The following is a 14,316-nucleotide window of genomic DNA, read 5'->3' as shown; positions in this document are numbered from 1 at the left end:
CACGTGGCTTGAAGTGTGTGGGACCAAACAGGACAGATCGGTATCCGTCGGCCCGAGGGGCGGAGGGGGCGTCTTCGCCCACCCCGCGAGTGCGCCGCAGGCGTCATTGCCCACAGCGCTTACGGCTCATGCCCGGTGGTTAAGCATTCGAAACCAGCGAGTAACGGCTACTTATGCGGCCCAACGCATAAGTTCCAGTCGAGCTATCCTACGGCGGTTCCGAACAGAGTGCCCAGGGCGTACGTCACACCGGCCGCGGCACCACCCAGGGCAAGCTGCCGCAAACCGCTGTACCACCAGGTCCGCGCGGTCACCTTGGCCACGACGGCGCCGCAGGCGAACAGCCCGACGAGAGCGAGCAGCACGGCCGGCCACAGCGAGGTCGCACCGAGCAGATACGGCAGTACGGGCAGCAACGCGCCCAACGCGAAGGAACCGAAGGACGACACGGCGGCGACCGTAGGAGAGGGCAGGTCGCCCGGGTCGATCCCGAGCTCTTCACGGGCGTGGATCTCCAGGGCCTGCTCGGGATCACGGGAGAGCTGCCGGGCAACCTCCCGGGCAAGCCGGTCCTCAACGCCCCGCGCACGATAGAGGGCCGCCAGCTCGGCCTCCTCGTCCTTCGGGTGCTTGCGCAGCTCCCGCCGCTCCACGTCCAGCTCGGCCTCGACCAGCTCGCGCTGCGAGGCCACGGAGGTGTACTCACCGGCGGCCATGGAGAAGGCGCCGGCCGCGAGCCCGGCGAGACCACTGAGCACGACGGTCTGATGACTGACCGCTCCGCCCGCGACACCGGTCATCAGGGCGAGGTTGGAGACAAGCCCGTCCATGGCACCGAAGACCGCCGGCCGCAGCCAGCCACCGTTCACATCGCGGTGGGTGTGGTTGTCGCGGTGCGCCACGTGCAGCGGCGCCTGGGTCTCGATGATGGCCACGATGGTCCCCCTTGAACTTAGGAAAGGCTAAGTTTAGACAGTTTCTACTCTTTGACAACCCAAAATCTACGCCGCCTATTCCGTGATCGCCAGCAAGGAAAGGCTGGGCTAACCTGCACTTTTCCCCTCGATCGCTCATTCGATGGAGAGGCTGCACAGATGTCGACCGGGTGACGCTGAGGCCGCCGAGGCTCTCCCCGCCCCCTCCCGTGGGACACATCCGCAAAGGGCTCCTGGGAGCCCCCGGAGGAGAGGCCGCGTATGGCATCGATCGCCTGCATCCCCTCGGTCCCGGCGCCGGGGGACGCCGCCGAACTCCGCGACCGGGCGCGCGGCGCGCTGCTCGGCCTGGCCGTGGGAGACGCCCTCGGGGCCCCCGCGGAGAACATGAAGCCCTCGGAGATCCGAGCCCGCTGGGGCCGCATCACCGGCTACGTGGCGGAGCACCCCTCGGGCACGGACGACACGGAGTACGCGATCTTCTCCGGCCTCCTCCTCGCCCGCCACGGCTCGGCCCTCACCCCGGCCCATGTGGAGGCGGCCTGGCACGAGTGGATCGCCGACCGCGACGAGGGCCCCTTCCGCGGCGCCGGCTTCAGCGAGCGCGGCACGCTGGAGAACCTCCGCCGGGGCCTGGCCGCCCCCATCTCCGCCCAGCACCGCCACGCCTGGAGCGACGGCCTGGCCATGCGGGCGGCCCCCTTCGGCGTCTTCGCCGCGGGTCGCCCCGCCGAGGCCGCCCGCCTGGTGGCGATCGACGGCTCGGTGAGCCACGACGGCGAGGGCATCTACGGCGGTCAGGCCGTCGCGGCGGGCGTGGCGGCGGCGATGGCCGGGGCGCCGACGATCGCGGTGGTCGCCTCGGCCCTGGCGGTGGTCCCGGACGACTCCTGGACGGCCCGCTCCCTGCGCCGCGCCGTGGCCGTGGCCCACCGAGGCGAACGCGCCGTCCGCTCCGCGGTCGTCATCGGCGGCTACCCCTGGACGGACCTGGCCCCCGAGGCGGTCGCCCTCGCCTTCGGCGCCTACGCGGCCGCGGACGGCGACTTCGTCCAGGCCGTACTGACGGCGGTCAACATGGGCCGCGACGCGGACACGACGGCGGCGGTGGCGGGTGCGCTGGCGGGAGCGACCCGGGGCGCGGCCACCATCCCGGCGGAGTGGGCGGAGGCAATCGGCCCGGCACGGGGAAGCTGCCTACCGGCGATGCGCGGCCACCACGTACTGGACGTGGCGGACCTGCTGACGCCGGGTGACTACGTACTGGCAGCGGAGGGGGACCAGTGACCCTCCCAGCCCGTCCGGCGTTCGAGGACGAGGCCGTTCAGGCCGAAGGGGGGTCTGGGGGCGCAGCCCCCAGCGGGGTCGAAGGGGCGGAGCCCCTGGAGGTGGGACGGGTAGGGGCGGCGAGGGCGACCGCATCCAGCGGCTCCGCCGCGGGCCCCCGCCGTATCGAAGGCCTCCTCCTCGGCCTCGCCGCAGGCGACGCCGCCGGCTGGCCCGCCGCCCGCCACCGAGCCGCCCGCATGCCGGACTGGACCCGCCGCCTCACCCGCGAACTCGACACCTTCGCCGAACAGAACGCCACCACCACCCTCCCCGTCCCCATCGCCCTGAACCAACCCCCCGAACCCCTCCGCCTGGGCCCCTCCGACGACGCCGAATGGGCAGCCTTCGCCGCCGAAGCCGTACTCCGCGCCGGCGACGACACCGCCCTCGGCGACCTCAGCCGAGAACGCCGCACCAGAGCCGCCATCGACCTCACCTGGAACGCCCTCGCCAGCGAAGTCGCCGCGGCAGCGGACCGCGCCCCGGAGGTCGAATCCGCCGTACTCCCCCTGCGCGCCCGCATCTCGGTAAGGGCAGGCCTCGGCAACCTCGCCACCGGCCTCCGCCCACCCGCCACCGGCCACGACAACCCCCACTACTTCGACGACGCCGCCTGCGTACGGGCCTGCGTCCTCGCCGTGGCCCACCCCGGCGACCCCCGACTCGCCGCCGCGCTCGCCGAGTTCGACGCCCGCTACACCCAGGACGGCGACGGAGTCCACGGCGCCCGCGCCATGGCCGCCGCCCTCGCCCTCGCCCTGTCCGGCGCCGACGTCGACGCCTGCGTCACGGCCGCGCTCGAAGAGCTCCCACCCGGCACGGAGATCGGCCGCAACGCCCGTCACGCCCTCACCCTCGCCCGCGACGCCGACAGCGCCTTCGCCCTCGTCCCCCACCTGGAACACCAGATCGTCGACCACGTCTACAGCTACGGCATCGCCGCCGCCGAGACCGTCCCCGTCGCCCTCGCCCTCGCCACCGCGGCCCGCGGCCGGATCGCCGAGGCCGTACCGGCGGCGGCCTGTCTCTCCCGCGTCGCCGACTCCGCCCCCGCCCTCGCCGGCGCCCTGACCGGAGCGCTGGGCGGCGGCGCGTCGATCCCCTCCTCCTGGCGCGACTCCTGCCGCACCCTCTCCGGCTGCGCCCTGCCCCGGCTCACCGGCACCGACCTGGTGGAACTCGCCGAACTCCTCGAAGCCACGCAACCGGCCCGATCAGGAGGATGATTCGGCACATGACGGCCAAAGCAACCGAAAACCAAGGGACAAGCCTGGACGACCGCATCACCGGAGCCCTCGTCGGAGCCGCCGTCGGCGACGCCCTCGGCGGCCCCGTGGAGGGCTACTCCCCCGCGCAGATCCTGGAACGTCACGGCGGCCGCGTCCACGGCATCGTCGGCCCCTGGAACGGCGACGCCTGGCGCACCGCCCGCCCCATCGCCCCGTACCACAAGGGCGACGGCCACGTCACCGACGACACCTTGATGACCCACGCCCTGGTCCGGGTGTACGCGACGGTCCGCGACCACCTGGATGCGTACGCCATCGCCGACCACCTGGTCCCGGACCTGATGACGAACCCGCGCTGGATCCCGGAGCTGGAGGCGGAGGCGCTCCCCCTGCAACGGATCTTCCTGGCCGAGAAGTGGCTCGTCACCCGCCTCCACTACGGCCATGTCGACCCCCGCGAGGCGGGCACCGGCAACATCGTCAACTGCGGTGCCGCGATGTACATGGCCCCGGTCGGCCTGGTCAACGCGGCCGATCCGCGCGCCGCCTACGCCGAGGCGCTCGACATCGCGGGCGCCCATCAGTCCTCGTACGGCCGTGAGGCGGCGGGCGTCTTCGCGGCGGCGGTGGCAGCGGCGACCGCACCGGGCGCGACCCCGGACTCGATCGTCTCGACGTGCCTGACCCTGGCGAAGGACGGCACACGAACGGCGATCGAGCGGGTGTGCGAAGTGGCGGCGCGGCACACGGAGTTCGAGTCGGCACTGGACCCGCTGCGGCAGGCGGTGGCGCCGTACGACACCGTCGGCCCCGACTACCGCGCCCCCTCCCTCGGCGCCCGCCGCCCGTCCCGACTGCACGCGATCGAGGAACTCCCCGTCGCGCTCGGCATGTTGCTGATCGCGTCCGGCGACTTCCGCCACGCGGTGCTGGGCTCGGTCAACTACGGCCGCGACTGCGACTCCATCGCCACGATGGCCGGCGCCCTGTCCGGCGCCCTCGGCTCCCCGGTCCCCGAGGACTGGTCGAAACAGGTCGCCGAGGCCAGCCGCCTGGACCTGTGGGCACCGCCCCGAACGCTCGCCGAAGTCACCCGGGAGATCTTCGAACGGGACGTACGCCGCCGCCGCGCCCACGAACAGGCCTTCACCGACCTCGGAGGCACGGGATGCTCCGACTGACCTGGGTCCAGCCGGAGGACCTGATCGGCCACGAACTGCGCCAGGCGGTGCAGGACGGCAGAGAGCCGTTGGCGATCGCGGCCCGCTGGAGAGCGGCGGGCGGCCAGGAGGCCCCACTCCGGGCGGGCGCCTCCCCGGAACCGGCGTCGCGCTACCTCCGCCAGCTCGCGGAGGACCTGCTGGACGAACTGGCGGACTTGCCGAGCAAGTTGACGGAAGAGGAGCCGACCAGCCTCGCCAAGATCAAGGCTTCCTGCCCGTCGTGGCCCAGCCCTGCCGTCAGCCTGCGGGCATGCGTGCCGCCTGGGGCGGCACGGGTGGGCGCAGGCGGCACCCCGCAAGCGCCGGGCTGCGCAACCCACCCCCGCCCAGCCCCCACCCCGCCCCACTACGAAGCGGCCTGGCTCGGCAGAGCCATCGGCTGCCTCCTCGGCAAACCCGTGGAGAAGCTCCCCTTGGACGCCATCCGCGCCCTAGCCAAATCCACCGGCAACTGGCCCCTCCACACCTACTTCACCGCAAAGGGCGTCCCCCAGGACCTCCTCACCACCCACCCCTGGAACCGCCGCTCCGCCACCACCTCCCTCGCCGAGAACATCGACGGCATGCCCGAGGACGACGACCTCAACTACCCCCTGCTCAACCTGCTCCTCCTCCAGCGCCACGGCCGCACCTTCACCACCACCGACGTGGCCACCCTCTGGCTCGACGAACTCCCCGCCGGCCGCACGTTCACCGCCGAACGCGTCGCCTACCGCAATCTCCTCTCCGGCCTGGAACCCCCGCGCACGGCCGACCACCGCAACCCCTTCCGCGAATGGATCGGCGCCCTGATCCGCGCCGACGTCCACGGCTGGACCAACCCCGGCAACCCGGCAGCCGCAGCGGAGCAGGCGCACAGGGACGCCGCCCTCACCCACACCGCCAACGGCGTCTACGCGGCGATGTTCACGGCCGCCACCATCGCAAGCGCCGCGACCGGCACGAACGACATCCACACCTGCCTGCGCACCGGCCTCACCGTGATCCCCCCGGCCTCCCGCCTCGCCACGGCAGTCGCCCACGCCGTCCAACTGGCCCAGGAGCACGAGAACTTCGACACCGTCGTGGACCACCTCCACGCCACCCACACCCACCACTGGGTCCACGCGATCCCCAACACCGCCCTGATCGCCGCCGCCCTCACCCACGCGGACGGCGACTTCACCGGCTCCATCTGCCGTGCCGTCTCGGGAGGCTGGGACACCGACTCCAACGGCGCCACGGCCGGCAGCATCGCCGCCCTCCTCGCCGGCACCCCGTCCGCCCTCCCCGACCGCTGGACGACCCCCCTGAAGAACCGGCTGTCCACCTCCGTCGGCGACTTCAACGGCATCGGCTTCGACACCCTGGCCCACCTCACCCACCGGGAGGCAGTCCGCCCATGACCCATATCGCCGTACTCGGCAGCACGAACATGGACCTCGTCGCCTTCGTCGAGAAGGCCCCGCAGCTCGGCGAGACGGTCACCGGCCGCGAGTTCCGCACCATCCCCGGCGGCAAGGGCGCCAACCAGGCGATCGCGGCGGCCCGCGCGGGCGCCACCGTCTCGATGATCGGCGCGGTCGGCAACGACTCCTTCGGCGCCCGGCTGCGCTCCACCCTCGAACACTCCGGCGTCGACACCGACCATCTGCGCACGGTCGAGGGCCCGTCCGGCACCGCCCATATCGTCGTGGACGACGAGGGCGGCAACGCGATCGTCGTGATTCCCGGCGCCAACGGCACCGTCGACCACCTCGCCCCCGGCGACGAGGGCCTCATCGCCTCCGCCGACGCCCTGCTGCTCCAGCTGGAGATCCCCCTGGCCGCGGTCTACGCGGGCGCGCAGGCCGCCCGCGCCCACGGCGTCCGCACCGTCCTCACCCCGGCGCCCGCCCAGCCGCTGCCCGCCGAACTCCTCGCCTCCGTCGACCTGTTGCTCCCCAACGAGCACGAGGCCGCCACCCTCACCGGCCGCACCGACCCGCGCGGCGCGGCCCTCGCCCTGCTCGACCAGGTCCCGGAGGTGGTCGTCACCCTGGGCGCGGCGGGCAGCCTGTACGCGGCACGCGGCGCCGAGCCGGTCACCGTGCCCGCGCCCCGGGTCACCGCCGTGGACACCACCGGCGCCGGTGACACCTTCGCCGGCACACTCGCGGTGGCGCTCGCCGAGGGCCGCCCGATGCGGGAGGCGCTGGCCTGGGCGGCCGCGGCCGGCGCGCTGTCCGTCCAGCGGGCCGGGGCGTCGGACTCGATGCCGTACCGCTCCGAGATCGACGCGCAGTACGCCTCATGACGCCCGCACCCCTCGCCGGCCTGCGGGTCCTGGACTGCGCCACCCTCTTCGCCGGTCCTCTCGCCGCCACCATGCTCGGTGACTTCGGCGCCGAGGTCATCAAGATCGAGCACCCCGCGAAGCCCGACCCGTCCCGCGGCCACGGCCCGTCGAAGGACGGGATCGGCCTGTGGTGGAAGCACCTCGGCCGCAACAAGCGCACGATCACCTTGAACCTGTCGACCCCGGGCGGCCGCGCCACGCTGCTTCGCCTCGCCGCCACCGCGGACGTGGTCATCGAGAACTTCCGCCCCGGCACCCTGGAGAAGTGGGACCTCGGCTGGCCGGAGCTGTCCGCCGTCAACCCCCGGCTGGTGCTGACCCGGGTCACCGGCTTCGGCCAGTTCGGGCCCTCCGCCCACCGCCCCGGCTTCGGCACCCTCGCCGAGGCGATGAGCGGCTTCGCCGCGCTCACCGGCGAACCGGACGCCCCGCCGACGCTGCCGCCCTTCGGCCTCGCCGACTCCATCGCCGGCCTTGCGACGGGGTACGCCGTGCTCACTGCGCTCGCCGCCCGCGAGCGCACCGGCGAGGGCCAGGTCGTCGACCTCGCCCTCATCGAGCCGATGCTGTCGGTCCTCGGCCCCCAGCCCACCTGGTACGACCAGCTCGGCTACGTCCAGCAGCGCACCGGCAACCGCTCCGCGAACAACGCCCCGCGCAACCTCTACCGCACGGCCGACGGGAGCTGGGTCGCCGTCTCCACCTCGGCCCAGTCGGTGGCGGAACGCGTGCTGCGCCTGGTGGGCCGGCCGGACCTGATCGACGAGCCGTGGTTCGCCACGGGCGCCGATCGGGCCCGTCACGCCGACGTCCTGGACGAGGCGGTCGGCGGCTGGATCGCCGAACGCACCCAGGACGAGGTCCTCGCCGCCTTCGAGAAGGCGGAGGCCGCGGTCGCACCGATCCAGGACGTACGGGAGGTGATGACGGACCCGCAATACCAGGCCCTCGACACCATCACCACGGTCGACGACCCGGACCTGGGCCCGCTGCGCATGCAGAACGTCCTCTTCCGCCTCTCCGCCACACCGGGCGCGATCCGCTGGACGGGCCGCCCGCACGGCGCCGACACGGACGAGGTCCTCGGAGAACTGGGCCTGACCCTGGCCGAGGTGGCGTCGCTGCGCGCGGACGGCGCCGTATGACCACACCCCTGACCTGGCTCTACGCCCCCGGCGACCGCCCTCACGTGGTGGCCAAGGCCCTGCTGGCCGGCGCCGACGTCGTGGTGATCGACCTGGAGGACGCGGTCGCCCCGGACCGCAAGGAGTACGCCCGCGCCGCCACCGCCGACCTCCTCGCCGACCCGCAGCCGGTCCCGGTGCACGTCCGCGTCAACGCCCCCGGCACTCCCCCGGCGGCCGCGGACCTCCGGGCCCTGGCCGCCCTCCCCGGTGTCTCGGGCCTGCGCCTGCCCAAGGTCACCTCCCCCGAGCAGATCCGCCGTGTCGCCGCGACCACGTCCCACGCCCTGTACGCCCTGCTGGAAACGGCCCTCGGCATCGAGCACGCCTACCCGATCGCCCGTGCCCACCCCGCCCTGCACGGCATCGCGCTCGGCGAGGCCGATCTCCGCGCCGACCTGGGCGTACGCGAGGACACGGGCCTGGACTGGCCCCGCTCCCGAGTGATCGTCGCAGCCCGGGCAGCCGGCCTGCCGCCCCCGCCCCAGTCGGTCCACCCCGACACCCGCGACCTCGACGGCCTGGCCGCGTCCTGCGCCCACGGCCGCGCCCTGGGCTTTGTCGGCCGAACGGCCATCCACCCCCGCCAGCTCCCGGTCATCGAACGCGCCTACCTGCCCACGGAGCAGCAACTGGAACACGCGGAAACGATCATCAAGGCGGCCACCGCGAGCGAGTCCGCCCAAGCCCTCCCGGACGGCACCTTCATCGACGCGGCGGTGGTGGCGGAAGCCCACCGCACCCTGTCCCTCGCGCGCCGGAATTGACGAAGGGCGCCCGGCCAACCCGGGCGCCCTCATCCTCGTACGACCGACCGGTCAGCTCTTCTTCGCCGACCCGGCCTCGTCGTTGGCTTCGTCCTTCACTTCGGCGGCCTCCGCCTTTTCCGCGGCCTCTTCCTCGCCCTCGGCCTCCGCGTCACCGTCGGTCTTCGCGCCCTCTTCGGCCGCACCGTCGGAGCCACCCGCGCCCGGCTCGACCACAGCCTCGCGGCCCGGCCGCTTCTTCGCCGACAGCACGATGTACAGCACCGCGAGCAGGAACACGACCAGCGCGGTCCAGTTGTTCAGCCGCAGACCGAGAATGTGGTGGGCCTCGTCGACCCGCATGTACTCGATCCAGAAGCGGCCGACGCAGTACGCCGCGACGTACAGCGCGAACGCCCGTCCGTGGCCCAGCGTGAACTTCCGGTCGGCCCAGATGACGAGCAGCGCGACGCCGATGCACCACAGCGACTCGTACAGGAACGTCGGGTGGTAGGTGCCCGGCACCCGCCCGTCCGAGGAGGACGTGATCTCCACGGCCCACGGCAGGTCGGTGGCCTTGCCGTACAGCTCCTGGTTGAACCAGTTGCCCCAGCGGCCGATGGCCTGCGCAAAGGCGATTCCGGGGGCGACGGCGTCGGCGTAGGCGGGCATCGGGATGCCGCGGCGCCGGCAGCCGATCCAGGCGCCCAGCGCTCCGAGCGCGATGGCGCCCCAGATACCGAGGCCGCCCTCCCAGATCTTGAAGGCGTCGACCCAGTCACGGCCCTCGCTGAAGTACAGCTCGTAGTCCGTGATCACGTGGTAGAGCCGGCCGCCGACGAGGCCGAAGGGAACGGCCCAGACCGCGATGTCGGCCACCGTGCCGGCCCGCCCGCCGCGGGCGATCCAGCGCTTGTTGCCGAGCCAGACCGCAACGAAGACGCCGATGATGATGCAGAACGCGTAGCCGCGCAGCGGAACGGGGCCGAGGTACAGCACTCCGCGCGACGGGCTGGGGATGTAGGCAAGTTCCATGGCAAGGTCGACGCTACCGTGCCGGGCCGGGCACGCGACGGGCAGCCCGGCTACGGCTCCATAACGGGCGGCGAGAACCCCTCACCCCGCGGCCGCCTCCTGTACCTGCTGCTTCAGCTTGGCCGGGGTCATCGACTGGTCCTGGTAGATGTTCTTGCCGTCGAGCAGAACGGTGGGCGTGCCGGTGAAGCCGCCGCTGCGGAAGGCGTCGTTGGACTTGGCGACCCAGCTGTTGTGCGTGCCCTTCTCGACACAGGTGCGGAACGCCGACGTGTTGAGGCCGTCGACCTTGGCCGCCAGCTCGAACAGCTTGGCGTTCTTGGCGAAGGCGTCGTCGGTTTCGGCAGGCTGGTTCTGGTAGAGCACGTCGTGGTAGTCGACGAACTTTCCGGCGTCCTGGGCGCAGGCCGCGGCGTTCGCGGCATTGCGCGAGCCCGTGCCGCCCATGTTGCCGTCGATGATCGTCGCCAGGCGGTACTCCACTCTCAGCTGACCGGCGTCCGTCAGCTCGTGGATCGTCGAGCGATAGGCGTCCTCGAAGGACTTGCAGGCGGGGCAGCGGAAGTCCTCCCAGACGACCAGCGTCGACTTCGCGCCCTCCTTGCCGACGGGGATCGCGAGGCTGTCCTCGCCCTGCGCTCCCGAGGGCACCACGACGGGGCCCGCGGAGTCGCCGCTGTCGTCCTTGCCGGCGTTGGCCGCGACGATGCCGATCACCGCCGCGAGCCCCAGGACGCAGACGACGCTCGCCCCCACGATCAGCGCGCGCCGTCGCTTCTCCGCGGACTTCTGCTTCTCGCGCTCGACCGCCAGCCGCTCCCGGGCGGTGCGCTTTCCCTCACGATTCTTCTCGCTCACACCCCGGAAACGAACCGGGGAGGCGCCCAGCGCCTCCCCGATCCCAGGTCCACCCGTTCGAGTGACCGCTTTCTTGATGTTTTTCCCGTTACGGCAGGACAGGCGCCGTTACACCCGGCCGCGCACGCCCTTCGCGAGGTCCCCGGCAAGCGCCCGAACGGCCTCGATACCGGCGGCATGGTCCGGCGCGTCCAGCATCCGCTTCACGAAGGCCGAGCCGACGATCACACCGTCGGCGAATCCCGCGACCTCGGTGGCCTGCTCGGCGTTGGAGACGCCAAGCCCGACGCAGACCGGCAGGCCGGTGCCGGTGGCCCGGGTCCGCTCGACCAGGTCCTGCGCCTGCGCGCCCACCGACTCACGCGTGCCGGTGACACCCATCAGCGAGGCGGCGTAGACGAAGCCGCTGCCCGCCGCGGTGATCCGGGCGAGCCGCTCGTCCTTGCTGCTGGGCGCGACGACGAAGACCGTGGCGAGCCCGTGCTTCTCCGCGTGCTCCCTCCACAGCGCCGACTCCTGCACGGGCAGGTCGGGCAGGATGCACCCGGCGCCCCCGGCCTCGGCCAGCTCGGCGGTGAAGCGCTCGACGCCGTAGCGGTCGATCGGGTTCCAGTACGTCATCACGAGCACCGGCTTCCCGGTGGCCTCGTGGGCCTCCTTGACCGTCCGCATGACGTCCGCGATCCGCACGCCGCCGCGCAGGGCGATGTCGTCGGCGGTCTGGATGACCGGGCCGTCGAGGACCGGGTCGCTGTGCGGCAGACCGACCTCGACGACGTCGGCGCCGCCCTCGAAGGCCGCCTTGATCGCGTCGATGCCGCCGTCCACGGTCGGGAATCCGGCCGGGAGGTAGGCGATGAGGGCCGAGCGCCCCTCGGCCTTGGCGGCGGCGAGGGTGTCGGACAGCAGCTGAATGTTCCCGCTCACTTGGCGTCCCCCTCGATCTCAGCGATGTCGGCGGCGTTCGCGGCCACCTCGGCGTCGGTGTCGTACAGGCCGAAGTAGCGCGCGGCCGTGTCCATGTCCTTGTCGCCGCGGCCGGACAGGTTGACGATGATCAGCCCGTCCTTGCCCAGCTCCTGGCCGACCTCCAGGGCACCGGCCAGCGCGTGCGCGCTCTCGATGGCCGGGATGATGCCCTCGGTGCGCGACAGCAGGCGCAGGGCCTGCATGGCGGCGTCGTCGGTGACCGCGCGGTACTCGCCGCGGCCGCTGTCCTTGAGGTAGGAGTGCTCCGGCCCGATGCCGGGGTAGTCCAGACCGGCCGAGATCGAGTACGGCTCGGTGATCTGGCCCTCGTCGTCCTGGAGGACGTAGGAGCGCGAACCGTGCAGGATGCCGGGCTCGCCCGCGGTCAGGGTCGCCGCGTGCTCGCCGGTCTCCACGCCGTGCCCGGCCGGTTCGCAGCCGATGAGGCGTACGCCGCTGTCCGGGATGAAGGCGTGGAAGAGGCCGATGGCGTTGGAGCCGCCGCCGACGCAGGCGACGGCCGCGTCGGGGAGACGGCCGGCCCGCTCCAGGATCTGGCGGCGGGCCTCGACGCCGATGACTCGGTGGAAGTCGCGGACCATCGCCGGGAAGGGGTGCGGTCCGGCGACCGTGCCGAACAGGTAGTGCGTGTGGTCGACGTTGGCGACCCAGTCGCGGAACGCCTCGTTGATCGCGTCCTTCAGCGTGCGGCTGCCGGACTTCACGGCGATGACCTCGGCGCCGAGCATGCGCATGCGGGCCACGTTGAGGGCCTGGCGCTGGGTGTCGATCTCGCCCATGTAGATGGTGCATTCGAGGCCGAACAGCGCGCAGGCCGTCGCCGTGGCGACGCCGTGCTGACCGGCGCCGGTCTCGGCGATGACACGGGTCTTGCCCATGCGCTTGGTGAGCAGGGCCTGGCCGAGCACGTTGTTGATCTTGTGCGAGCCGGTGTGGTTGAGGTCCTCGCGCTTGAGGAACACCCGGGCTCCGCCGGCGTGCTGGGCGAACCTCGGCACCTCGGTGAGGGAGCTGGGTCGGCCGGTGTAGTTGACCATCAGGTCGTCGAGCTCGCGGGCGAACTCGGGGTCGTGCTTGGCCTTGTCGTACTCGACGGCGACCTCGTCCACGGCGGCGACGAGGGCCTCCGGGATGAACTTGCCGCCGAAGGCGCCGAAGTAACCCTCGGCGCTGGGGACTTGACCCTCGGGGTCAGGGATGAAGAACTGGCTGGGCATGCGTGTACCTCACGGTGAGTGCGTGGAAAAGAACACCAATCGCCGTGGGGGCGGGGCTTTGTCAGTCGGCCGCGGGCCGGCTGTGGCTTGTCGCGCTCGCGCGGCGGTAGCCGCAAATCAAACAGGGCCCCGCGCCCCTGAAGGGGCGCTGCCATCGACGGCCGTTCACCTGTCCGGGTTCGTCACCGATGACGTACCGCACACGGCGGCCGTGTACCCGGCGGGCCGGGGCGCGGCAGCCGCGGGGGCGGCAGCCGCGCGCGAGGCGCGCGTGCCGGTCCGCGGTCGTCACAGTGAGAGTCATCGGAGTCAACCCTACCGGGTGATCATCCGCGGCCGTGCCGCAGTGCGGGATGCTCGCCCGCCGCCACCAGGTCGGCGACCGCCGACTTCGGGTCGCGGCCGGTGACGAGGGACTCGCCGACCAGGACGGCGTCGGCGCCGGCGTTGGCGTAGGCGATGAGGTCGTGCGGGCCGCGGACGCCGGACTCGGCGACCTTGACGATGCCGGCCGGGATCTCGGGCGCGACGCGCTCGAACGTGCCGCGGTCGACCTCCAGCGTCTTGAGGTTGCGCGCGTTGACGCCGATGATCTTGGCGCCCGCGTCCACGGCGCGCTCCACCTCGTCCTCGTCGTGCACCTCGACGAGCGGGGTGAGCCCGATGGACACCGCGCGCTCGATCAGCGACTCCAGGGCCGACTGGTCGAGGGCCGCCACGATCAGCAGCGCGAGGTCGGCGCCGTACGCCCGTGCCTCCCACAGCTGGTACGAGGTGACGATGAAGTCCTTGCGCAGCACGGGGATGTCCACGCGCGCGCGGACGGCCTCCAGGTCGGCGAGCGAGCCGCCGAAGCGCCGCTGTTCGGTGAGGACGGAGATGACGGCCGCGCCGCCCGCCTCGTAGTCCGCGGCAAGGCCGGCCGGGTCGGCGATCGCGGCCAGGGCACCCTTGGAGGGGCTGGACCGCTTGACCTCGCAGATGACCTTGACGCCGTCGCCCTTCAGTGCGGCGACCCCGTCCTTGGCCGCGGGAGCCTTGGCCGCGCGCTCCTTGAGCTCGTCGAGGCTGACGCGCGCCTGCCGCTCAGCGAGGTCGGCACGGACTCCGTCGATGATCTCGTCGAGCACACTCACGCGAGCGGCCCCCTTCCAGACTGTTGACGGACAAAACCGATGGTCACTGCGATGGTATCCGCAGGAGGGCGTAGGCCTCGCATCCGGTTGACGCCGGTCCCACTACCTGGACGTTCA

Annotated in this window: 13 protein-coding genes; 7 read left to right on the top strand and 6 right to left on the bottom strand. The window is 72.4% G+C overall.

The annotated features are described in order from the left end of the window. Positions 1-203: 203 nt before the first annotated feature. The gene (locus AB0Q90_RS07945; protein ID WP_363158151.1) at positions 204-935 is read right to left on the bottom strand and encodes a VIT1/CCC1 transporter family protein; all 732 of its coding nucleotides are present in this window, start codon (positions 933-935) and stop codon (positions 204-206) included. 261 nt (positions 936-1,196) lie between these two features. Between AB0Q90_RS07945 and AB0Q90_RS07940 the strand changes: the two genes are divergently transcribed. The 7 genes from AB0Q90_RS07940 (at position 1,197) to AB0Q90_RS07910 (ending at position 8,984) form a co-directional block, all read left to right on the top strand. Further along, on the top strand, positions 1,197-2,222 hold the full coding sequence (locus AB0Q90_RS07940) for an ADP-ribosylglycohydrolase family protein (RefSeq protein WP_363158150.1): 1,026 nt from the start codon (positions 1,197-1,199) through the stop codon (positions 2,220-2,222). A 101-nt stretch (positions 2,223-2,323) separates the two neighbouring features. Continuing rightward, entirely contained in the window at positions 2,324-3,490 is a 1,167-nt protein-coding gene (locus AB0Q90_RS07935) for an ADP-ribosylglycohydrolase family protein (protein ID WP_363158149.1), read from the top strand. An 8-nt stretch (positions 3,491-3,498) separates the two neighbouring features. Beyond that, entirely contained in the window at positions 3,499-4,674 is a 1,176-nt protein-coding gene (locus AB0Q90_RS07930) for an ADP-ribosylglycohydrolase family protein (RefSeq protein ID WP_363158148.1), read from the top strand. Next, a complete protein-coding gene (locus tag AB0Q90_RS07925) occupies positions 4,662-6,101 on the top strand; it encodes an ADP-ribosylglycohydrolase family protein (RefSeq protein ID WP_363158147.1) in 1,440 nt (479 codons plus the stop codon). Before AB0Q90_RS07930 ends, AB0Q90_RS07925 begins: the two co-directional genes overlap by 13 nt. After that, positions 6,098-6,991 (top strand): ribokinase, encoded by an 894-nt coding sequence (rbsK, locus tag AB0Q90_RS07920; RefSeq protein WP_363158146.1) that lies wholly within the window; start codon positions 6,098-6,100, stop codon positions 6,989-6,991. The genes AB0Q90_RS07925 and rbsK overlap by 4 nt, the downstream gene beginning before the upstream one ends. Further along, a complete protein-coding gene (locus tag AB0Q90_RS07915; RefSeq protein ID WP_363158145.1) occupies positions 6,988-8,178 on the top strand; it encodes a CoA transferase in 1,191 nt (396 codons plus the stop codon). Before rbsK ends, AB0Q90_RS07915 begins: the two co-directional genes overlap by 4 nt. Then, entirely contained in the window at positions 8,175-8,984 is an 810-nt protein-coding gene (locus AB0Q90_RS07910) for a CoA ester lyase (RefSeq protein ID WP_363158144.1), read from the top strand. The genes AB0Q90_RS07915 and AB0Q90_RS07910 overlap by 4 nt, the downstream gene beginning before the upstream one ends. A gap of 51 nt (positions 8,985-9,035) precedes the next feature. Here the strand turns inward: AB0Q90_RS07910 and lgt are convergent, their stop codons facing one another. The 5 genes from lgt to trpC all read right to left on the bottom strand — a co-directional run bounded on the left by lgt (position 9,036) and on the right by trpC (position 14,199). Further along, positions 9,036-9,998 carry a prolipoprotein diacylglyceryl transferase gene (gene lgt, locus AB0Q90_RS07905; RefSeq protein WP_363158143.1) on the bottom strand — a complete coding sequence of 321 codons (963 nt, stop codon included), beginning with the start codon at positions 9,996-9,998 and terminating at the stop codon, positions 9,036-9,038. Positions 9,999-10,079: 81 nt separating this feature from the next. After that, on the bottom strand, positions 10,080-10,856 hold the full coding sequence (locus tag AB0Q90_RS07900; protein ID WP_363158142.1) for a thioredoxin domain-containing protein: 777 nt from the start codon (positions 10,854-10,856) through the stop codon (positions 10,080-10,082). Positions 10,857-10,964: 108 nt separating this feature from the next. Continuing rightward, the gene (gene trpA, locus AB0Q90_RS07895; protein WP_363158141.1) at positions 10,965-11,783 is read right to left on the bottom strand and encodes a tryptophan synthase subunit alpha; all 819 of its coding nucleotides are present in this window, start codon (positions 11,781-11,783) and stop codon (positions 10,965-10,967) included. Next, complete coding sequence (gene trpB / locus AB0Q90_RS07890) at positions 11,780-13,063, bottom strand: tryptophan synthase subunit beta (protein WP_363158140.1); 1,284 nt, start codon at positions 13,061-13,063, stop codon at positions 11,780-11,782. The genes trpA and trpB overlap by 4 nt, the downstream gene beginning before the upstream one ends. Before the next feature lie 326 nt (positions 13,064-13,389). After that, complete coding sequence (trpC, locus tag AB0Q90_RS07885; protein ID WP_363158139.1) at positions 13,390-14,199, bottom strand: indole-3-glycerol phosphate synthase TrpC; 810 nt, start codon at positions 14,197-14,199, stop codon at positions 13,390-13,392. Between the last annotated feature and the right edge of the window lie 117 nt (positions 14,200-14,316).

It is taken from the genome of Streptomyces sp. NPDC079141 (assembly GCF_040686775.1).
Classification (GTDB): Bacteria; Actinomycetota; Actinomycetes; order Streptomycetales; family Streptomycetaceae; genus Streptomyces.
This window is presented reverse-complemented; position numbering and strand designations above follow the sequence as displayed.